The sequence below is a fragment of the Bradyrhizobium sp. 17 genome (assembly GCF_023073515.1).
GTDB classification, from domain to species: Bacteria; Pseudomonadota; Alphaproteobacteria; order Rhizobiales; family Xanthobacteraceae; genus Bradyrhizobium; species Bradyrhizobium canariense_D.
The window spans coordinates 30018-50694 of sequence record NZ_JADPJQ010000124.1 but is presented as its reverse complement, the minus strand read 5'-3'; the positions used below and the strand labels follow the sequence as shown (position 1 = coordinate 50694).

At 63.9% G+C, this 20677-nt stretch carries 17 protein-coding genes and 2 pseudogenes; 8 read left to right on the top strand and 11 right to left on the bottom strand.

All coding sequences use genetic code 11. From position 1 onward, the window contains the following. Nucleotide 1: 1 nt before the first annotated feature. Genes IVB13_RS30315 through rfaD form a run of 3 tightly spaced genes read right to left on the bottom strand, consistent with a single transcriptional unit; the run spans nt 2 to nt 3761 of the window. Entirely contained in the window at nt 2-1288 is a 1287-nt protein-coding gene (locus tag IVB13_RS30315) for an O-antigen ligase family protein (RefSeq protein ID WP_247456789.1), read from the bottom strand. Next, the gene (gene rfaE1, locus IVB13_RS30310) at nt 1285-2769 is read right to left on the bottom strand and encodes a D-glycero-beta-D-manno-heptose-7-phosphate kinase (RefSeq protein ID WP_247456788.1); all 1485 of its coding nucleotides are present in this window, start codon (nt 2767-2769) and stop codon (nt 1285-1287) included. The genes IVB13_RS30315 and rfaE1 overlap by 4 nt, the downstream gene beginning before the upstream one ends. Nucleotides 2770-2780: 11 nt before the next feature. Continuing rightward, complete coding sequence (rfaD, locus tag IVB13_RS30305; RefSeq protein WP_247456787.1) at nt 2781-3761, bottom strand: ADP-glyceromanno-heptose 6-epimerase; 981 nt, start codon at nt 3759-3761, stop codon at nt 2781-2783. A 173-nt stretch (nt 3762-3934) separates the two neighbouring features. Between rfaD and waaF the strand changes: the two genes are divergently transcribed. Both waaF and IVB13_RS30295 read left to right on the top strand, forming a co-directional pair. Continuing rightward, on the top strand, nt 3935-5005 hold the full coding sequence (gene waaF / locus IVB13_RS30300; protein WP_247491083.1) for a lipopolysaccharide heptosyltransferase II: 1071 nt from the start codon (nt 3935-3937) through the stop codon (nt 5003-5005). After that, nucleotides 4998-5504, top strand: a complete 507-nt coding sequence (locus tag IVB13_RS30295) for an HAD family hydrolase (protein WP_247456785.1) — start codon at nt 4998-5000, stop codon at nt 5502-5504. Before waaF ends, IVB13_RS30295 begins: the two co-directional genes overlap by 8 nt. Before the next feature lie 223 nt (nt 5505-5727). On the opposite strand, the gene IVB13_RS30290 is transcribed toward IVB13_RS30295, so the two are convergent. Beyond that, nucleotides 5728-6765 (bottom strand): glycosyltransferase family 4 protein, encoded by a 1038-nt coding sequence (locus IVB13_RS30290; protein ID WP_247491081.1) that lies wholly within the window; start codon nt 6763-6765, stop codon nt 5728-5730. Nucleotides 6766-6889: 124 nt separating this feature from the next. On the opposite strand from IVB13_RS30290, the gene galE reads away from it, so the two are divergent. From galE to IVB13_RS30275, 3 genes are all read left to right on the top strand, one after another. Beyond that, nucleotides 6890-7903, top strand: a complete 1014-nt coding sequence (gene galE, locus IVB13_RS30285; RefSeq protein ID WP_204511788.1) for a UDP-glucose 4-epimerase GalE — start codon at nt 6890-6892, stop codon at nt 7901-7903. A gap of 118 nt (nt 7904-8021) precedes the next feature. After that, a complete protein-coding gene (locus IVB13_RS30280; protein ID WP_247409781.1) occupies nt 8022-9824 on the top strand; it encodes an ABC transporter ATP-binding protein in 1803 nt (600 codons plus the stop codon). 35 nt (nt 9825-9859) lie between these two features. After that, nucleotides 9860-10561: a fumarylacetoacetate hydrolase family protein gene (locus tag IVB13_RS30275; RefSeq protein WP_247456783.1), complete on the top strand. Its 702-nt coding sequence runs from the start codon at nt 9860-9862 to the stop codon at nt 10559-10561. 66 nt (nt 10562-10627) lie between these two features. Here the strand turns inward: IVB13_RS30275 and IVB13_RS30270 are convergent, their stop codons facing one another. After that, complete coding sequence (locus IVB13_RS30270; RefSeq protein ID WP_247456782.1) at nt 10628-11968, bottom strand: MFS transporter; 1341 nt, start codon at nt 11966-11968, stop codon at nt 10628-10630. Between the two features lie 140 nt (nt 11969-12108). After that, the gene (locus IVB13_RS30265; RefSeq protein WP_247491400.1) at nt 12109-12567 is read right to left on the bottom strand and encodes a nuclear transport factor 2 family protein; all 459 of its coding nucleotides are present in this window, start codon (nt 12565-12567) and stop codon (nt 12109-12111) included. Between the two features lie 131 nt (nt 12568-12698). Between IVB13_RS30265 and IVB13_RS30260 the strand changes: the two genes are divergently transcribed. After that, nucleotides 12699-13241 (top strand): hypothetical protein, encoded by a 543-nt coding sequence (locus tag IVB13_RS30260; protein ID WP_247456781.1) that lies wholly within the window; start codon nt 12699-12701, stop codon nt 13239-13241. Nucleotides 13242-13247: 6 nt separating this feature from the next. On the opposite strand, the pseudogene IVB13_RS30255 reads toward IVB13_RS30260, so the two are convergent. The 3 genes and pseudogenes from IVB13_RS30255 to IVB13_RS30245 all read right to left on the bottom strand — a co-directional run bounded on the left by IVB13_RS30255 (nt 13248) and on the right by IVB13_RS30245 (nt 15535). Continuing rightward, nucleotides 13248-14176 (bottom strand): annotated as a pseudogene (locus IVB13_RS30255) (aspartyl/asparaginyl beta-hydroxylase domain-containing protein). A 133-nt stretch (nt 14177-14309) separates the two neighbouring features. Next, nucleotides 14310-14465 carry a hypothetical protein gene (locus tag IVB13_RS30250; protein WP_007612486.1) on the bottom strand — a complete coding sequence of 52 codons (156 nt, stop codon included), beginning with the start codon at nt 14463-14465 and terminating at the stop codon, nt 14310-14312. Between the two features lie 146 nt (nt 14466-14611). After that, the gene (locus IVB13_RS30245) at nt 14612-15535 is read right to left on the bottom strand and encodes a LysR family transcriptional regulator (RefSeq protein WP_247456780.1); all 924 of its coding nucleotides are present in this window, start codon (nt 15533-15535) and stop codon (nt 14612-14614) included. A 214-nt stretch (nt 15536-15749) separates the two neighbouring features. On the opposite strand from IVB13_RS30245, the gene IVB13_RS30240 reads away from it, so the two are divergent. Beyond that, nucleotides 15750-16460: an SDR family NAD(P)-dependent oxidoreductase gene (locus IVB13_RS30240; RefSeq protein WP_247456779.1), complete on the top strand. Its 711-nt coding sequence runs from the start codon at nt 15750-15752 to the stop codon at nt 16458-16460. A 29-nt stretch (nt 16461-16489) separates the two neighbouring features. After that, nucleotides 16490-17725 carry a YbfB/YjiJ family MFS transporter gene (locus IVB13_RS30235; protein WP_247456778.1) on the top strand — a complete coding sequence of 412 codons (1236 nt, stop codon included), beginning with the start codon at nt 16490-16492 and terminating at the stop codon, nt 17723-17725. Nucleotides 17726-17744: 19 nt separating this feature from the next. Here the strand turns inward: IVB13_RS30235 and IVB13_RS30230 are convergent. Both IVB13_RS30230 and ahcY read right to left on the bottom strand, forming a co-directional pair. Beyond that, nucleotides 17745-19246: pseudogene (locus IVB13_RS30230) on the bottom strand (NAD(P)/FAD-dependent oxidoreductase). Nucleotides 19247-19365: 119 nt separating this feature from the next. Then, nucleotides 19366-20677 (bottom strand): adenosylhomocysteinase (gene ahcY, locus IVB13_RS30225; RefSeq protein ID WP_247491078.1); only part of this gene is annotated, 1312 nt, incomplete at its 5' end.

The window sequence follows — 20677 nt, the reverse complement described above, 5'->3', positions numbered from 1 at the left end:
CTCAGGAACCGGCTACTGTCGCCTTCGCCTCGGCCTGCTGGGCCTGGATCACCATGCCGCCGGCAACGCCAACACCGATGACGTACATCCAGCCCTCGTGGAAGTCGAACAGATGGGAGTTGAACAGCGAGGTGAAGACGTTCTGGACCACGACCAGGAGGCCGACCCAGTTTGCGAGCCCGTCGCCGCGAAATAACAGCAGATGCAGGATCCAGATGGCGTAGAGAACGGCGACGCCGATGATGCCCCATTGCACCGCCACGTTCAGCGTCTGGTTATGCGGGTTGCCGATCACCTCGGCGGACGCCAGGTTCTGATCGCCGGGCGTCGCGGCCCGCTCGAACAATCCACGCGTCGAGCCGGTGCCGTGCCCCTTGACCGGCGCCTCCGCGAAGAAGCCGAGGGATTTTCGCCAGAATTCGAGCCGCAACCCGGCCGAGGTCGCCGCGCCTTTTTCGACATAGCGTGTGTAGTCGCTAGCAAAGCTTTCGGCGGTCTTGCGCAATTGCGGCGAGGCCTGCCAGGCGAGAACCGCGCCCACGAGCAGGGCGGCGGAGATGATCGCGATGCTGCGCCATCTCAGATGAAGCAACGCAAACACACCGAACAGGATCGGAATGGTGAGGAGCGCGGTGCGCGATACCACCACGAACACCATGTTGGCGAAGAAGGCGAGCGCCAGCGCCGTGAGCAGCGCGGCGATCCAGTAGCGCTTCTGGCGCAGCAACTGCACGATCGGATAGGCGAGCGCGACCGCGCAGAGCGTGAACTCCTGGCTCTGGTCGATGTAGTTCTTGACGAAGATGCCGCGCTCGACGCGGTCGGATTTGAGCGCGAGGTCTGGGTAGAAGGCGACGAGCCAGGACAGCACCGACAACAGCGCGCAGGACATTAGGAAGGCGACAAACACCCAATGTCCGCGCGGCGAGCGCGCAAAATGATAGAACAGGACCGGCAGCACCAGCAGCTTGACGGTCGGATTGACTGCGTAGAAGCGCGCGCCCCAAGCCGCGTCCGACCACAGCGTCCCGACCAGCGCGAGCAGGACCAGCGCAATCGGCGCCACACAGATCGGACGCTTGAGCGATTGCAGGAACTCACGGACGTCGAGGAACGGCACCATGCAGAGCAGCATCAGGACATTGAATATCGCCGCAAGCGACGTCGACCATGGTAGCGAGGCCGCAGTCAGGATCGCAAACAGATCGAACGTCTCGGACCAGGCCGCCGGACTGCGCAGACGCCGCCACAGCACCTGGCCGGTCGTCGCCCCGGCGAGCGTCGTCACTTGCCCTCTCCCCGCGCGCGATGAACCAGCGCCGTCGTGCTGAAGCCCTGGAGAATGTCGACCAGCACCACCGTCCCGCCCGCGGCCTCGACGACCTCATGGCCGACCACCTGCTCGCGGGTGTAATCGCCCCCTTTGATCAGCGCGCTCGGCTTGATGCGGGTGATCAGGTCGATCGGCGTATCCTCATCGAAAATAACGACGAGATCGACGGCTTCGAGCGCCGCCAGCACTTCCGCACGCGCTCGCTCGTCCTGAACGGGGCGGTCGGCGCCCTTCAGCCGCCGCACCGAGGCGTCGCTGTTCAGGCCCACGATCAGGCGGTCGCAGGCGGAGCGCGCCGCGGTCAGCACCTTGACGTGGCCGGGATGCAGGATGTCGAAGCAGCCATTGGTGAAACCGACGCGCTGGCCTTGCTTCTTCCATTCCGCGAGCTGCGCGTCGAGCGCGCCGGCCTCCAACACGATCTTCTCCTCGGCCGCGAGATAGGCATGCGGCAATATCTTTCGCTTCAGCTCGGCCGCACTCACGCTGGCGGTGCCCTGCTTGCCGACGGCGACGGCGGCCGCGGCACTGGCCATGCGCAATGCCGTGTCCCAGTCCGCGCCCGTGGCGAGCGAGACCGCGAGCGCCGCGGCAACGGTGTCGCCGGCGCCGGAGACGTCGCGCACCTTGACCGGAAACGCCGGAACGTGAACGGCCTCGCCGTTGCGCGGCACCAGCGTCATGCCGTGCTCGCCTTGGGTGACCAAGATCGCTTCGCAATCGGCGAGCCGCATCACGTCCTCGCTGGCATCGACGATGCTCTGCGGCGTGTCGGCGCGGCTTCGGGTCGCTTCTGAGAATTCCTTGCGATTGGGCGTGAGCAGCGTCGCGCCGCGATAGATCGCCCAGTTCAGGCTTTTGGGATCGACGATCACGGGCTTAGCGAGTTTTCGCGCGGCGTCGATGGTGTGGCGGATGACGCGGGCGGTCAGCACGCCCTTGGCGTAGTCGGACAGCAGCACGATGTCGGCGCGCGCGATCTGCGGCAGGATCGCTTCGATCAGCTTGGTCTCGATCGTATCGGAAGCAGGCTGTGCCTGCTCCCAATCCGCACGCAGCATATGCGTGGAAAAATGCTCGGAGACGAAACGCACTTTTCGCGTGGTCGGACGCGAGGGATCGCACACCAGCACGCTTTCGATTGCGCCCTGCTCCGCAAACGTCGAGGCGAGCTGCCTGCCCGCCTCGTCCTCGCCGACGAGGCCGACGAAGATGCAGCGCGCGCCGAGCGCGGCGACGTTGCGCGCGACATTGCCGGCGCCGCCGATATGGATCTCGCTGCGCTGGGCCGCGATGACAGGCGCCGGCGCCTCCGGCGAGATCCGCGACACCTCGCCATAGACGAACTCGTCCAGCATGATGTCGCCGATGCACAGCACCGTGCAGCCTGAGATGGCTTGCGCGAGGGCATCGAAATCGAGAATGGGCGTCGGCATGGTGATGGGCCTCAGCGGAAGCGGTCGGGCCGGTCGAGATAATCCCCGACATAAGTCTTCACTGCGTCCTCGAGCGTCGTGAAACCGCCATTGTAGCCGGCGCGGTAGAGGCGATCGACCTCACTCTGGGTGAAGTACTGGTAGCTGCCGCGGATCTGCTCGGGCATGTCGATGTATTCGATTTTGGGGGTGGCGCCGAGCGCGGCATAAGCCGTCAGCATCAGGTCCCTGAAGCTGCGTGCCTTGCCGGTGCCGACATTGAACAGCCCGGACACCGAGGGCGTTGCCAGCAGCCACATGATCACGCGCACGACGTCGTCGACATAGATGAAATCGCGGCGCTGATCGCCGTCGGCGATGCCCTCGCGATGCGACTTGAACAATTGCACGACGCGGCCCGCTTTGACGTCGTCGAAGCGGCGCGCCAGAATGCTCATCATCGAGCCCTTGTGGTATTCGTTGGGGCCGAACACGTTGAAGAATTTCAGTCCGGCCCATTGCGGCGGCAGCTTCTCGCCGTTCGCGGCGCGCTCGGCGACGGCTAGATCGAACAGGTGCTTGCTCCAGCCGTAGAGGTTCATCGGCCGCAGTTTTTTCAGTGCAGACACAGAGCTGTCGTCGTCAAATCCTGCTTCGCCGTCGCCATAGGTCGCCGCCGAGGAGGCGTAGATCAACGGCACCGCATTCGCCGTGCACCAGTCCAGGAGGCGCATCGACAGGCGGAAGTTAGTCTCGAACACGAGGTCGCCGTCGGTCGCGGTGGTCGCGGAAATCGCCCCGAGATGGATCACGGCAGCGAGCTTGCGGCCCTTCAGCCAGTCCGGCAGCTCAGCTGGCGGCACGATATCCAAAAGCTGCCGCTTGGCGAGGTTGCGCCATTTGCCCTCGTTGCCAAGGAAATCGCAGGCGACCACGTCGCTGCGGCCGGCCTCGTTCAGCGCGGCGACGACATTCGATCCGATAAAACCGGCCCCGCCGGTCACCAGCAACATTCCAACTTCCCTGCCAGATTCCGCCTGCTCGAAGTTTTGCGGCCCGGTTCTGCCCTAGCGCATGATCCGCCAAAGTGTAAGCGGTTTTGGGATTGCCACTCAGCCGGCTTTACGTGCCGGCCCGGAGCGGCTAACCGAACCGCCACATCAGCGCACCCCGGCCTTTTTAACGAATGAACCAAGATTCGCAATTTAGTGGGGAGGCAGATCGGGGCGACACGCGCCCGATCCTGATCGTCCCCTACATGTGGATCGGTGATTTCGTCCGGAATCACACCGTCGTGCGGGTCCTGAATGAGCGCTGGCCGAACCGGCCGGTCGATCTGCTCACGACCTCCCTATGTGCGCCCTTAGTCGATTACATGCCGGGTGTGCGCGAAGCGATCGTCTGGGACCTGCCGCGCGGCCGACTCGCCGTGGGCCGCCAGCTTGGCCTGGCGAAGCTCCTGCGCGAGCGGAACTACGGCACCGCCCTGGTGCTGCCCCGGACCTGGAAGGCCGCCATTGCGCCCGCTTTGGCCGGCATTCCGGAAAGGGTCGGCTTCGTTGGCGAGTTCCGATTCGGCCTGCTCAATCGCTGGCGTTGGGGCGAAAAGAAGCTGCCCCGCTTCATCGACAAGAACGCCGCCCTCGCCCAGGCCGATGGCGCCCGGCTGCCGGCGGAATGGCCGGTGCCGCAGTTGCGGGTTCCGACCGAGGACATCGTCCGCTGGCGGCAGGCCAATGGCCTCAGCACCGGCGCCGCGGTGGCCCTGGCCCCCGGCTCGGTCGGCGTCTCAAAACGTTGGACCTACTATCCCGAGGCCGCCCGCTTGCTGGCCGAGCGCGGCCTTGAGGTCTGGGTTGTCGGCGGCCCCGGGGAAAAGGGCCTGGCCCAGGAGATCGTCGCGACCGGCGGCCCGGGGGTCCGGGACCTCACCGGCAATGATCTGCGCAACGGCGTGCTGGCCATGGCTGCAGCCGGCGTCGCGATCTCCAACGATTCCGGCCTGATGCACATCGCAGCCGCCCTGGGCACGCCGACCATGGGCATCTTCGGCCCGACCAGCCCCTATCTCTGGGCCCCCCTCAACGGCCTCGCCGCGACCGTGGTGCAGGACAAGAGCGTGCTCTCCTGCCAACCCTGCCAGAGCACGATCTGCAAGATGAACGACCACCGCTGCATGCGAGATATCGCGGCGCAGAACGTGGTCGAGATCGCGAGAGACGTGCTTGCGAGGACGCAGGGACTTGGAAATGTCTGACGGCCGCGCGGCGAAACCCGCCGCATTCCTCGATCGGGATGGCGTCATCAACCGTGACGATGGCTATATCGGCACGCAAGACCGCATCCGCTGGATGCCCAACGTTGCGAGGGCCATTCGCCGCCTCAACGACACAAACCAGTCCGGCGTCGCGCGCGGCCTCTTCACTGACGCCGACGTGAACCGGCTGCACGGTTGGATGTGCGCCGAGCTCGCCCGTGACAGCGCGCGGATCGATGACGTCCGCTTCTGTCCATACCATCCGCAAGGAACGGTCGCCGGCTATATCGGAGAGCATGATTGGCGCAAGCCCGCACCCGGTATGTTGCGCGATCTCGTCCAGCACTGGCCGGTGCAACTCGACGGCAGCTTCGTAATCGGAGATCAGGCTCGGGACATCGAGGCTGGCAAGGCGCTCGGACTGCCGGGCTTTCTCTTTCCAGGCGGCGACCTCGACGCGTTCGTGACCGAGGTGCTCGCCCGGACCAAACGACCGTAGACCGCACCGATCCGACGGGACATCGAGTCGAGAAAGGACGTCAACGGGTGCCGTGCCGGAGTGTATCCCCGGGAGCCGCGCACAATCTGCAATGCCGTCTACTTGCAGTGTCTCGTCCGACGGCTCAAAACAAACTCGTAAATCCGCATTTGCATTGCGCAGGCCGCCAAGCCATTGATTCCGCTGCCCGGCTAGTGCATGGGGATATATTTTCTCCGCTCGCTCAGAGCAGTGGCCGATAGACCTCACCGATCCGGGCTGCCTCGGCATCGAGGCTGAATCGTTCGAGCACCCGTGCCCGCCCTCGCTCGCCCATCGCGATCGCGGCGGCCACGTCACGCATTAGCGGTTCGACCGCTGCAGCCAGCGCGTCCGCATCACCGGTCGGGATCAGCACGCCGGTCACGCCATCCTCGACCACGAGTTCGGCCGCCCCGGCGCGCGCGGCGACCAGCGCGCTGCCGGCCGCCATCGCCTCGATCAATGTCAGGCCAAAACCTTCGTTGCGCGAGGTGAAGGCGTAGATGGTCAGCCGCTGATACCAGCGCTGCACGTCTTCGATCGGCAGCTCGCCGATGATGACGATGCGCGATTGCAGGCCGGCGGCCTCGATCTGCTTCTTCAGGTCGTTTGCAAAAACGGTTTGCTCCGGTGTGACCTGGCCGACGATGATTGCGGTGAAATCCGGATAGCGCGGCAGCAGGCGGCACATCGCATCGACGAACACATCGGTGCCCTTCTGCGCGCGTACCCGGCCGAAGCAGCCGATCGCATAGCGGCCCGGCAACGCGGTTTCCGCGAAGGCAGCAGTGCGGTCGAGCGGCGGCGCATAGATTGCGGTGTCGACGCCATGCGGAATCACCGTCGCCTTCACCTTCAGGAACGAGGCCGAAAGATCTGACGTCGCGATGATCGCGTCCATGCGCCGGATCAGCCAGCGCGTGATCCAGCTATGATGGCGCTGTGCCGCCGAGGTGAAGACGAGCTTGAGCGGCCAACCGAGCGCGCGCAACAGCACACCCGCGATCATCTCGTTGTTGCGGCGCGCGTGCCAGATCAGCGGCGCCTTGCGGCGCCACAATCTCAGGAGATCGGCACCGCCCAGGCGTGCGATCCCCTCCGGCGCATCGGAGCCGAACCACGCGGCGCGAAACAGCTTCGCCAGCCGCGGCGCCACCATCCGGTTGGTCGCGGTGACCCCGGAATAGCGCCTGTGCAGATTTGGCACGATCACTTCGAGATCGCCTGGGAAATTCGCCACGCTACGCTCCGTTTCAAAGTCCCTATACGCAACATTAAGCATAGTGACCAGTTCAGCCGCGCCGATACCCACTCTTCACCACGTAAACGTTAGCTTGGAGCGTTGATCGAAGACGGGTGAGATCATGACTGTGCTTGTCACCGGCGGTGCCGGCTATATCGGAAGCCACACGGTTCTGGCGCTGGCGGAAGCCGGCGAGGACGTCGTCGTGATCGACGATCTCTCGACTGGCTTCTCGGCCTATCTGCCCGAAGGCGTGCCGCTGTTCATTGGCGATGCCGGCGACGAGAACCTGCTCGAAGGCGTGATCGCCCAGCACAACATCGAGAGCATCATCCATTTCGCGGGCTCGGTGGTCGTGCCGGATTCGATGCGCGATCCGCTCGGCTATTACCGCAACAATTTCACGACCGCGCGCAACCTGCTCAATGTCGCAGTCAAGCGCGGCATCGACCGCTTCATCTTCTCCTCGACCGCGGCGGTCTACGGCGATCCGGACCAGGTGCCGGTGCCCGAGCATGCGCCGACACGGCCGCTGTCGCCCTACGGTTCGTCGAAGCTGATGACCGAGATCATGCTGCACGACGTCGCCGCCGCCTACGGCATGCAGTACGTCACCTTGCGCTATTTCAACGTCGCCGGCGCCGATCCGCAGGCGCGCATTGGATTGGCCACCGTCGGCGCCACGCACCTGCTCAAGATCGCGGTGGAAGCCGCGACCGGCCAGCGCGCCAAGATCGACGTGTTCGGCACCGACTATCCGACCCAGGATGGCAGCTGCATCCGCGACTTCATCCATGTCACTGACCTGTCGCAGGCGCATCGCTCGGCGCTCGCCTATTTGCGCAACGGCGGCGCCTCGACGACGCTCAATTGCGGCTATGGCCGCGGCTACTCGGTGCTGGAGACCATCGACGCGGTGCGCCGTGTGTCGGGCCGCAGCTTCGCCGTGCAATACGCCCCGCGCCGGCCCGGCGACATCATGACCATGGTCGCCGACACCAGCCGGATCCGGGGCCTGCTCGACTGGAAGCCGCAATACGACGACCTCGAGACCATCGCCGCGCATGCGCTGGCGTGGGAGGACAAGCTGTTCCGCGAGCGCCACGGCGAGCTCCGCCAGGCCGCCTCGGCCTAGATTCCATCCGGGCGCAAGCCCTTAATTGGGCTTGAAAAGCGCTGGCTTAGCGGGCACAGAGGCCGTTCGATCCCTGACGCGCGGGCAGGCTTATTCCTGTGCCGTCAATGGACTGCGGATGGCTCAGTTTCCAAAGAAAATCACCGACGATCCCTATGCGGCAGCGGTGCTGATTCGCCGCCTGGTCACGGAACAGGGCATCATCTACTGGCGGCGCTACCTCGTCGCCTTCGCGCTGATGGCGCTTGCCGCCGGATCGACCGCGGGCGCGACCTACGTGCTCGGCCAGGTCATCAACCAGGCCTATGTCGACAAGAACATCCCGGGCATCGCGATGTTCTCGGGCATCACCGTGATCCTGCTCTTCATCAAGGGCGTGGCGACTTACGGCCACATGGTGATCCTGACCAAGATCTCCAACGCCATCCTCGCCACCAACCAGCGCCAGCTGTTCGCCAAGTTGATGCGCGAGAGCGTCGGATTCTTCTCCGAGCGGCATTCGTCGGAATTCCTGGCGCGGCTGACGGCCGGCGCCAAGTCCATCACCGACGTCCTCAACATGCTGGTCAATGCGGTCGGGCGCGACCTCATGATGTTGCTCGCCATGATCGGCGTGATGGTGTGGCAGGATCCGGTGATGTCGTTCATCGGCCTCGTCGCCGTGCCGCCGGCAATGCTGGTGCTGCGCAAGCTGGTCAAGCGCATCAAGGGCCTCGCCTACAACCAGTTCACCGGCACCGCCGACATCCTGGAGACGATGCAGGAATCGCTGCAGGGGATCCGCACGGTGAAAGCGTTCACGCTCGAAGACACCATGCAGAACCGCATCGACGAGAACATCGCGATCGTCGAGCGCAACGCCAACAAGATGGCCCGCGTCGCCAACCGCTCCAATCCGCTGATGGAGATGCTCGGCGGCTTCGCGGTCGCCGGCTGTTTGCTTTACGGCGGCTATAGCGTAGTCGCCCTCAACGCCACGCCCGGCGCGTTCTTTTCCTTCATGACCGCGTTCCTGATGGCGACCGAGCCGGCCAAGCGGCTGGCGCGGCTCAACATCGACCTCAACAGCCAACTCGTCGGTGCCCGCATGCTGCTGGAAGTCGTCGACAGCCCCGCGAGCGAGCATTCCGACGACGACAAGCCGGCGCTGAAACTGTCGACTGCGCGCATCGAGCTGCGCGACGTCAGCTTTTCCTATCGCAACGGTGAGACCGTCCTCAACCGTATGAGCTTTGTTGCCGAGCCCGGCAAGGTCACTGCGCTGGTCGGCCCCTCCGGCGGCGGCAAATCGACCGTGCTGGGGTTGCTGCTGCGCTTCTACGAGGTGACGCAAGGCGACATCGTGATCGACGGCCAGTCGATCGGCGCGGTCTCGCGAAAATCGCTGCGGGCCCAGACCGCCTATGTCGGTCAGGACGTCTATCTGTTCCGCGACACCATCCGCAGCAACATCGCGTTCGGCCGCGCGGGCGCCACCGAAGACCAGATCATCGATGCCGCGAAAGCGGCCTGCGCGCATGATTTCATCATGGGCTTCCCGCTCGGCTACGACACGCCCGTCGGCGAGCACGGCACGCAGCTGTCCGGCGGCCAGCGCCAGCGCATCGCGGTTGCGCGCGCGCTGATCAAGAACGCGCCGATCATCCTGCTTGACGAAGCCACCGCCGCGCTCGATTCCGAGTCCGAGCGGCAGGTGCAGGAGGCGATCGAGCATCTCTGCCAGAACCGCACCACCATCGTGATCGCGCACCGCCTGCACACCATCATGCACGCCGATGCGATCCTGGTGGTCGAGGGCGGCGAGATCGTCGAGCAGGGCCGGCATGACGAGCTGCTCCGCCGCGGCGGCCGCTACGCGTCGTTCTTCCGCCTGCAACATCACGACGCCGGTGCTCTGGCGCCGATCAGCGCAACCGCATAGAGTTCCCTTCACCTCAAGAGCAGCGAGATCGCTACATGAACGCCGCCTCCTACGTCATCCCGCTCCCGACCCAGGCTTCGCTTCCCGTCGTCGGGGAAAGCGGCCGTTATCCCGTGCGCCGCATCTGGTGCGTCGGCCGCAACTATCTCGAGCACATCCGCGAGATGGGCAATGACGAGCGCGCCCCGCCGTTCTTCTTCGCCAAGCACGCCGACATGCTGGTGCCCGACGGCGCCACCATTCCCTATCCGCCGCTGACCAAGGATCTCCATCACGAGGTCGAGCTGATCGTCGCGATGAAGAGCGGCGGCCTCAACATTCCCGCCGACAAGGCGCTCGACCATGTCTACGGCTATGCCGTCGGCATCGACCTGACCCGCCGCGACCTGCAGATCGCTTCGCGCAAGAAGGAGCGTCCGTGGGAAGTCGGCAAGTCGTTCGACTATTCGGCGCCTTGTTCCGCGGTGCAGCCGGCATCGAAGATCGGTCACCCCGCCAAGGGCAAGATCTGGCTCACGGTCAACGGCAAGGAAGCGCAGAAGGGCGACCTCACCGAGCTGATCTGGAACGTGCCTGAGATCATCTGGCAGCTCTCGCACCAGGTGAAGCTCGCCGCCGGCGACATCATCATGACGGGCACGCCGGCCGGCGTGTCGCAGCTCCAGCCCGGCGACAAGCTCGAATGCGGCGTCGACGGCGTCGGTACGCTGAAGGTGAGCATCGGTCAGCCGGAATAAGGCCGAGCTCGAGATCACGGGACAGCAAAGCCCCGGGGCATCGCGTCCCGGGGCTTTTTTGCGGATTCAAGTTCGTCGCTCGTACGCCCCCGCCGCGTTGATGTCCTTTCCGGTGTAATCGGTCATCATCGCGGTCGCGACCAGCGTCACGACCGCGCAAATCGCGATGTAGATCGCGATCGCGGTCGCCGAGTGGAACGTGCCGTACAGCCAAGTAGCGATCAGCGGTGCGGGGCCGCCGGCGATCACGGATGCGAGCTGATAGCCGAGCGAGGAGCCGCTGTAGCGCAGGCGTCCGGTGAAGCTCTCGGCGATCAAGGCGGCTTGCGGTCCATACTGCATGTCGTGCGGAATCAGCGACAGGATGATCGCGAGGAAGATGATGGTCAGCGACCCCGTATTGAGCATGGCGAAATAGACGAAGCCGAAGATGCCCGTCACGGCAGCGCCGAGCATATACATGTTCTTGCGGCCGATCTGATCGGAGATATGTCCGCACAGCGGGATCGACACGAACGACAGCACCGAGGCCGAGAGCACCGCGGTCAGCAGGAAGTCGCGCGATACGTGCAGGGTGCCGATGCCATAGGAGAACACGAAGGCCGTGAAGATGTAGAACGGCGCCTGCTCCGACATGCGCGCAAACGCAGACAGTAGAATCTCCTTCGGGTATTCCCGGATCACCGTGAGCATCGGCGTGCGATCGACCTGGCGTTCGGCCACGAGCCTAGAGAACACCGGGGTTTCGAGAATGCCGAGCCTGATATAGAGGCCCACGCCGACCAGGATGATGCTGAGCGCGAAGGGAATACGCCAGCCCCATGCCAGGAACTGATCACCCGCCATCTGGCTGAACACCAGCACGGCAAGATTGGCCAGGAAAAGCCCGCAGGGCACGCCGAACTGCGGCCATGATGCGATCAATCCACGGGATCGGTCGTTGCGCGCCCATTCCATCGACATCAGTACCGAGCCGCCCCACTCACCACCGACTCCGACGCCCTGAATGAACCGCAGCACGGTCAGGATCACGGCGCCCCAGATACCGATGCTGGCATAGGTCGGCACCACGGCGACCGCAGCGGTCGCCAGTCCCATCAAGAGCAAGGTCGCGATCAGCGTGGATTTACGTCCGACGCGGTCGCCATAATGGCCAAAGATTGCCGCGCCGACGGGCCGCGCGGCGAATCCGACCGCGTAGATCGCAAACGCCTCCAGCGTGCCGACCCAGGGATCTGAGTGAGGGAAGAAGAGCTTTGCGAAAACCAGACCCGTGACGGTGCTGTAAAGAAAGAAGTCATACCACTCGATCGCGGTGCCGATTGTGGAGGCGATCACGGCGCGGCGAAGCTGGCGCTGATGCTCGGGGGCGGTAAGTCGGGTGGCGTCGAGATCAAGGGTTACCATGGGAGCGCATCCTCAGATAGGCCCCCGCTTGCGTGGTTTCACCTGTTATTGTTGCTGAAAAAACGACATTGGGTTCCAAGGGTTCCAACCGAGCTGGAATGAGAGGGTAAAACTTTAGTCGGCCCAAAAGCCCGGCGGCACTACCAAGCCTTCACCGGCCGATTGGCGTGGCTTGTCTGCGGCACACCCCGATTGAGCGACATGTGCGAATGCACGCACAGCCAACCATCGCCATGTCTTGAAAACGCCATCGTGGCCCGGCCGGGACGTGGAAACGCGCTGCCGTCGGGATGATAGCCGGTGCTCGTCCACGGCACGATCACGGTCGCTATCGTGCCATCGGACGATGCCAGGACCGAGGCCTGGTCGATGACGAAACGGAAGTCCGACGTCTTCGGCCAGACGTTGTCCCATTGCGTGGTGACCCATTGGTCGAGGCCGGGAATGACGTCATTGTGCGTACCGAAGGCCAGCACATCCGGGTGGAAGAGCGGCCGCGCCGAAGCATAGTCGACCTCGCGGACATAGCCCGCGAAGGTTTCCAGCCAGTGGCGAAAGAACTGCGTGATCTCGGTATTCGCGGTCGGCAAGGAGGCCATCGTCTGCTCCATGTTCGGCAACTCAATCGCGGCAATCTTTGTTGCCATGAGGCGAACCGTCCAGCAAGATATGTGGAGAGCACCGGTGGAGATCGATCGACGAGCCGGGCCGATTTCATGGAGCCAGACTCATGAGACGCCTTCTCCTGCTTGCAGCCACGCTTATCGTCTCGTGCAATGTTGCCAGCGCGCAGTCCAGTCAGCCCTATGCCGGCCTTGAGCATCGCCCCATCAAGGCGCTGTCACAGCAGCAGATCGACGATCTTCGAGCCGGACGTGGCATGGGCCTGGCGCTTGCCGCCGAACTCAATGGATATCCCGGCCCGAGCCATGTTCTCGAGTTCGGCGATCGACTTGATTTGACTGCGGATCAGCGCATCCGGGTTCAGCGCCTCTTCGATGCCATGAAGCAAGAGGCGGTCCCGCTGGGTAACAAGCTGGTCGAGCAGGAAACGGAGTTGGACCGCCTCTTCTCCGCCCGCGTCGTGACATCGGAGTCACTCAAGGCGGCCCTCGTGGCCATTTCGGAAACTCAGGCACTGCTCCGCGAAAGCCACCTCAAATACCATCTATCGACAACTGCCTTGCTCGATCAGAGCCAAATGCAGCGATACGCGGAGCTGCGCGGTTACCAACGCCCTGATGGCTCCGAAGAACACAAGCACCGTCACTAAAGGCGATCACCGCAATGCCGACAGCACGATGAGACCGAGGATCACCGCCGTCAGCGAATATTTGAGCGTGTAGTAGACGTTGCGATTCCATTCCTTGACCTTGCGGCTCGCAAGATGGATCTCGTAGAGCTTGCCGAACACCTTGTTGAGCAGGCCGACGCTCTCGCCGTCGACGTTCTGGGTTGCAGAGGCCTTGACGATGTGGTGGCTGACCCAACGGTTGATCGCGGTCATGAAGCCGTATTTCATCGGACGCTCGACGTCGCAGAACAGGATGATGCGGTTGACGTCGGTGGCATTCTCGGCGCTGTGGATGAAGGTCTCGTCGAACATAAAGGCCTCACCGTCGCGCCAGACGCATTCGACGCCGTCGACCAGAATGCGGCACTTGTTCGAGTTCGCGTGACAAGACCGAGGTGGTAGCGCAGCGAACCGGCGAAGGGATCGCGGTGGGCGCCGAGCTTGCCGCCCGGCGGCAGCATCGCAAACATCGCACCATGCACGCTCGGAATGGAGTTGAGCAGCTCCACCGTGTTCGGGCACAGCGTGCGCGCCGAAGGCAGGAAGTCATCGTACCATTTCAGGTAAAAGCGTTTCCAACCGCTCTTGAAGAACGAATAGAAGCCCCAATCGTTGTTCTTCGCCGCCGCGCGAATGAAGCCTTCGTCGAACAGGCGAACGGCCTCGTCGCGAATGGTCTCCCAATTTTCGCTGAGGGCTTTCAGCTCCGGAAACTGCTCCACCGGGATCACCGGCTTGTTCGGCACCGCCGAGCCCGCGTACATCAACACATTGTAGGGCGCGAGATAGGTGGAGTGGTCCCCGAGCTGGCGCGCTAAGCGCAGCCGCTGCTTGCCGCGGAAATGAACGTAGATCGTCGATGCCGCCAGCACATAGAGAATGACGAGTTGCGGCGCAAAAAGCTGTTTTAACATCTCCCCCGTTCCCGGTGATTCAACCGGGGACGTGATCTATCCCGACGCGGCCCAAGCGGCAAGATATTCGCCGCTGGGTTGCAATCACGCTCCGGAGATCAGGGTTGGGAACTGGAGGCCGAACCGAGCCGAATCAGGCCCGTGACAGCGCCTGGAGGCCCTTGAAGGTCAGGCGCTTGGGGTCGGTGACGCCGGCAAGATACAGGCGGCGGATGAACGCGATGACTGCGTCGCGGTCGCAATCGGTCAACGCGACGACGGCGTCGACCGCGATTCTCTGGGCTTCCATTGGGCTCACCTCGGCCTTGCAAGTAACCCCGGCCGAGACAGGCTAGGACTCCGCGGTTAATCCGGCGTTAACCGTTCTGGCAACATGGCCGATTCACCCGACCCGCCGTATACGCAAAACAACCCATTGCCCGTGCGCGCAGCGGCTCACCGGGGAGTGATGCCGTTCTTGAGCCGAGCAAACTGCTTCTTCAGCCGCGGCACCGCAAAGTCCGTGAAGGTCCGCACCTTCGGCACCGAGAGACGGCCCTGCGGACAGATCAAATGGGCGGGCATCTCGGCATCCTCGTGGCCGGCCAGGACGATCTCGAGTTCGCCGCGCGCGACCTGCTCACCTACCTGGTACGAATACATTCGCGCCACACCGCGGCCGGCGACGGCGGAGGCCACCGCCGCATAGGTGCTGTTGACGACGAGCCGCGGCGTGAACTGCACCGTGCGGGCGGCCGACGACCCGGCCTGCGGTGCAAAGGTCCAGGAATTGGGAAGGTGCGCCATCGCGACGATCTGGTGCTTGGCGAGATCGCCGGGCTCGGTAATGCGCGGATGCTGCTTCAGATAGCGCGGTGATGCTACCACGACGCGGCTGATCTCACCGACCCGCATCGCGACCATTGCCGAATCCGCGAGATGACCGATGCGAAGCGCGACGTCGACCCCCTCCTCGATCAGATTGACCGCGCGATCGAACAGCAGGAGTTTTGCCGAGACAGTCGGATAGGCGTCGAGAAACGCATCGAGGATCGGCCGCAGCACCATCTCACCCGACACCACGGGCGCAGTGATCGTGAGCAAGCCGCGGGGGGCCGTGCGCGGCCCGGCCGCGATGTCGTCGGCCTCCTCCAACTCGGTGAGCACGCGGCGACAGACCGCGACATAGCGCTCGCCCTCCTCGCTCAGCTTGATGGAGCGTGTGGTCCTGTGCAGCAGCTCGGCACCAACCCGCTGCTCCAGGAAAGCAATGGCGCGGCTCACCGCCGCTGGCGAACGGCCGAGCTTGCGGCCGGCGGCGGCGAGGCTGCCCTCGTCCACCGCAAGGACAAACACCTTCATCGCATCCAGACGATCCATAGGTTTCCCGCCAGCCCATCGAGGTCAGACTGGAAGCTAGGCGTTCGCTCCCGCTGCGACAACCACCGCCGGGAGCCGGTCCGGCATTCGTTCGCGCCGCGAAAGAGTGTCTGCCGGACAGCGCGTATTCGCAGCCGGCCCGCTGCGGCGTACCTCGTCAACCAAGCCAACCGCTGCTGGCGCAGGTTCTCAAAGCCAACAACAGGAGCCCATCATGGGTATCGAACAGAAGGTTGCCATCATCACCGGTGCTTCGCAGGGCATCGGTGCCGCCCTGGTCCAGGGTTTTCGCGATCGCAACTATCGCGTCGTCGCGACGGCGCGCTCCATCAAGCCGTCGGGCGACGAAGACGTCCTCACCGTTGCCGGCGACATCGCCGACCGGAAGACCGCCGAACGCGTGGTCTCGCAAGCCTTCGCCCGCTTCGGTCGCGTCGACACGCTGGTCAACAACGCCGGCATTTTCGTCGCAAAGCCGTTCACGCAGTACACGGCGGAGGACTATGCGGCGGTGATGGGCACCAACGTCGCAGGCTTCTTTCACGTGACGCAGCTTGCCATCGCCGAGATGGAAAAGCAGGGGTCCGGCCACGTCGTCCAGATCACGACGACGCTGGTCGACCAGGCCAATTCGAACGTGCCCTCTGTGCTGGCCTCGCTGAGCAAGGGTGGGTTGAGCGCCGCGACGAAGTCACTGGCGATCGAATATGCCAAGCGTGGTATCCGCGTGAACGCGGTGTCGCCCGGCATCATCAAGTCGCCGATGCATCCCGTCGCGACGCACGCCCAGCTCGATGCGCTGCATCCCGTCGGCCATATGGGCGAGATGTCCGACATCGTCGATGCCGTGCTCTATCTCGAGGGCGCCTCCTTCGTCACCGGCGAAATCCTGCATGTCGACGGCGGCCAGAGCGCCGGCCACTGAACGCTAGCGCCTTCGCGCACGAGGACGACATGACAGACGCAGATGCCAAGCAGCAAGTCCACCCCCGATCGCATCAGCGGTCGGGTTCGACATCACAGAGTTCCTCACAGCAAACCTGGCGATATGCGGTAGCAGGATTGTCCGCATCGCTGGTCGGGCTTGGCCTCGCGCGCTTTTCCTATACGCCGCTGATCCCGGCCCTGATCGCCGCAAAATGGTTCGACCCGTCCGACGTCGTCTATCTCGGTGCAGCGAACCTGGCCGGCTATCTTGCCGGCGCGCTCGCGGCGCGGACCGTGGCCGCGCGCATCGGCGCCGTTCGCGGCTTGCGGGCGATGATGTTGCTCGCGACCCTCTCCTTTTTTGCCAGCTCGACCCCGGTGTCGTTCACCTGGTTCTTCGCCTGGCGCTTCCTGTCGGGGCTCACCGGCGGAATCATCATAGTACTGGCGGCCTCCGTCATTCTGCCGCATATCTCGGCGGCGAGGCGCGGCATCGTCGGCGGCGTGATCTTTGCCGGCGTCGGGCTCGGTGTCGCCGCATCCGGCACGCTGGTGCCGCTGTTGCTGCAGCAAGGCTTGCAACAGAGTTGGTATGGTCTTGGCGTGCTCGCGGGCACGCTCACGCTGGTGAGTTGGTGGAACTGGCCCGCTGAGGCCAAGGCCGATACCGTGTCATCGCAGCGGGCGAAGCACGCTTCGCCCGCTGCTCGCGGCTTGCTCGTCCAATACGGCCTCAACGCGGTGGCGCTGGTGCCGCACATGATCTTCATCGTTGATTTCGTCGCGCGCGGCCTCGGCCAGGGTATTGCTGCGGGATCGCACTACTGGGTGCTCTATGGTCTTGGCGCAATCGTCGGCCCCCTGGTCACCGGTCATCTCGGCGACCGCGCCGGGTTTGGGCCCGCGCTACGCGCCGCCTTCCTGATCGAAGCGGCCGCCGTGCTGCTCCCGACCGTCAGTACCGCGCCTCTCTCGCTAATCGTGTCGAGCGTGGTGGTCGGCGGCTTCACACCCGGCATCGTACCGCTCGTGCTCGGACGCATCCATGAGCTGGTCCCACATTCGATCGAGCAGCAGCGCACGACATGGAGCCATGCCACGACCAGCTTTGCGCTGTTCCAGGCGGCCGCGGCCTACGGCTTCTCCTGGATCTACGCGCAGACCGCCGGCGATTATCTCATCCTGTTCGCGCTGGGCGGCGGCGCTGTGGTACTCGCACTGGCGATTGATCTTGCCCTGCCGCTTGCCACGCGCAAGGCTTAGAAGGCCGCGGTCGTCGCGATCAGGAATACTGCATCACGCCGTCGTCGATCCGGCCGAACCGCAAGGAGACGATGTCGAGCGCGTAGTTCTGGTAGAGCCGCCACGGCTGCTTCGAGCCTTGCTTCGGCATCTTTGCGACCGAGCGCTGCACATAACCCGAGGTGAAATCGAGCGACGGCTGCGCGGTAATCGTGGGATCGTCATTATGCGGCATGCACTGCCGGAAATTGTGCCGGTCCATGTAGTTGATGAGCCGACAGACATATTCGCAGGTGAGGTCGCATTTCAGCGTCCATGATGCGTTGGTGTAGCCGAACGCAGAAGCCATGTTGGGCACGTCGGCATACATCGTGCCCTTGTAGGTCAGCGTGTTGGCGAAATCGACGGCGCGGCCGTCGACACTGATGTCAAGACCGCCGACCACCTGGAGCACCAGTCCCGTCGCGGTCACGATGATGTCCGCCGCAAGCTCGCTGCCGTCCTTCAGGCGGATACCATCGTGCGTGAACGTGTCGATCTCTTTGGTGACTACGGAGGCGCGCTGCTCGCGGATCGCCTTGAACAGGTCGCCATCCGGCACGAGGCAGAGCCGCTGGTCCCACGGATTGTAGCGCGGCGTGAAATGGTTCGCGACGTCGTAGTCGGGACCAAGCGCAATCTGCACGCCCTTGAGAACCAGCTCCTTCACCTTCGCAGGGCGGCGCCGACTGAGCTGGAAGAAGAACATCCCCCACATCACGTTGCGCCAGCGGATCAGGTGATAGGCAAGCCGCGTCGGCAGATTGCGCCGCAATTTGTTGGCGACGGGATCCTGTGCAGGGCGCGACACCACATAGGTCGGCGAGCGCTGCAGCATGGTGACCTGCGCGGCCGTCTTGGCGAGCTCCGGCACCAGCGTCACCGCGGTCGCGCCCGAGCCAATCACGACGACGCGCTTGCCCGCGCAGTCGATGTCGTCGGTCCATTTCTGCGGATGCACGATGCGGCCGGCGAAATCCGCGACCCCCGGAAACTCCGGCGTGTAGCCCGCCTCGTATTTGTAATAGCCCGAGCACATGAACAGGAAATTGCAGGTGAAGCGCACGAATTCGGCCGCGCCCTCGCCGGTGATGCGCTCGGCCTCGACGATCCAGCGCGCCTCACTCGTCGACCACGCCGCACGCTTGACCCGATGGTGAAAGCGGATGTGCTTCTCGATGCCGTTCTCGGCTGCGGTTTCGCGAACGTAGCTGAGAATTTGCGCGCCGTCGGCGATCGCCTTCGGATCGGTCCAGGGCTTGAAGGAATAGCCGAGCGTGAACATGTCGCTGTCGGAGCGGACGCCGGGATAGCGAAACAGGTCCCAGGTGCCGCCGATACAGTCGCGTCCCTCAAGGATGACGTAGCTCTTGGTCGGACATTTGGTCTGAAGATGATAGCCCGCGCGCCGATCCCGGACAGGCCGGCACCGACGATCACCACGTCGAAATGGTCTTGAGCCGTTGTTTTCTCCGCTGCCAAGGATTGTCTGACCGGGATCATTGCGCGTCAACTGGCAACCGGCCTGACACAACCTCGGGGAGACGCGTGCGTCACGCTCAAGACAACAAAGCCCCGGATCGCTCCGGGGCTTTGCATCGAAAATAGATCCGATCAGCGGATCAGTAGCGGTAATGGTCCGACTTGTAAGGACCTTCCTGCTTGACGCCGATGTAGTCGGCCTGGTCCTTGCGCAGTTCGGTGAGCTTGACGCCGATCTTGGCGAGGTGCAGGCGCGCGACCTTTTCGTCGAGCGATTTCGGCAGCACGTAGACTTCCTTCTTGTACTTGCCGTCCTTGTTGTTGGCGAAAAGCTCGATCTGCGCCAGCGTCTGGTTGGTGAAGGAGGCCGACATCACGAAGGACGGATGGCCCATCGCGTTGCCGAGGTTCACGAGGCGACCTTCCGACAGCATGATGATGCGATGCTTGTCGGGGAACTCGATCTCGTCGACCTGCGGCTTGATGTTGGTCCACTTCAGGTTACGCAGACCCGCGATCTGGATCTCGTTGTCGAAGTGACCGATGTTGCAGACGATGGCGCGATCCTTCATCGCGCGCATGTGCTCGATCGTGATGATGTCCTTGTTGCCGGTCGCGGTGACGAAGATGTCGGCGCGGGGGGCGGCGTCTTCCATGGTCACGACTTCATAGCCTTCCATCGCCGCCTGCAGCGCGCAGATCGGATCGACTTCGGAGACCATGACGCGGCAGCCGGCCTGGCGCAGCGAGGCGGCCGAACCCTTGCCGACGTCGCCGAAGCCCGCGACCATCGCGACCTTGCCGGACATCATCACGTCGGTGCCGCGGCGGATGCCGTCGACCAGCGATTCACGGCAGCCGTAGAGATTGTCGAACTTCGACTTGGTGACGCTGTCGTTGACGTTGATGGCTGGCCATAGCAGCGTGCCGGCCTTTTGCATGTCATAGAGACGATGCACGCCCGTGGTGGTCTCTTCGGAAACGCCCTTGATGCTCTTGGCGATCTCGGCGAAGTAGCCCTTCGGCTTCTCCTTGAGCTGCTTCTTCAGCAGCGCGAAGAAGACTTCCTCTTCTTCCGAACCCGGCTTGTCCAGGAACTTGGTGTCGCCGTTCTCGGCGCGCAGGCCGAGATGGACGTACATGGTGGCGTCGCCGCCGTCGTCGAGGATCATGTTCGGGTGACCGCCGCCGTGCCAGTCGAACAGCTTGGCGGTGTAGTCCCAGTACTCGGTAAGGCTCTCACCCTTGACGGCGAATACCGGAATGCCGGCGGCTGCGATCGCCGCCGCGGCGTGGTCCTGCGTCGAATAGATGTTGCAGGAGACCCAGCGGATGTCGGCGCCGAGCGCGGCCAGCGTCTCGATCAGCACGCCGGTCTGGATCGTCATGTGCAGCGAGCCGGCGATACGCGCGCCCTTCAGCGGCTGCTTCGGGCCGTACTCCTCGCGGGTG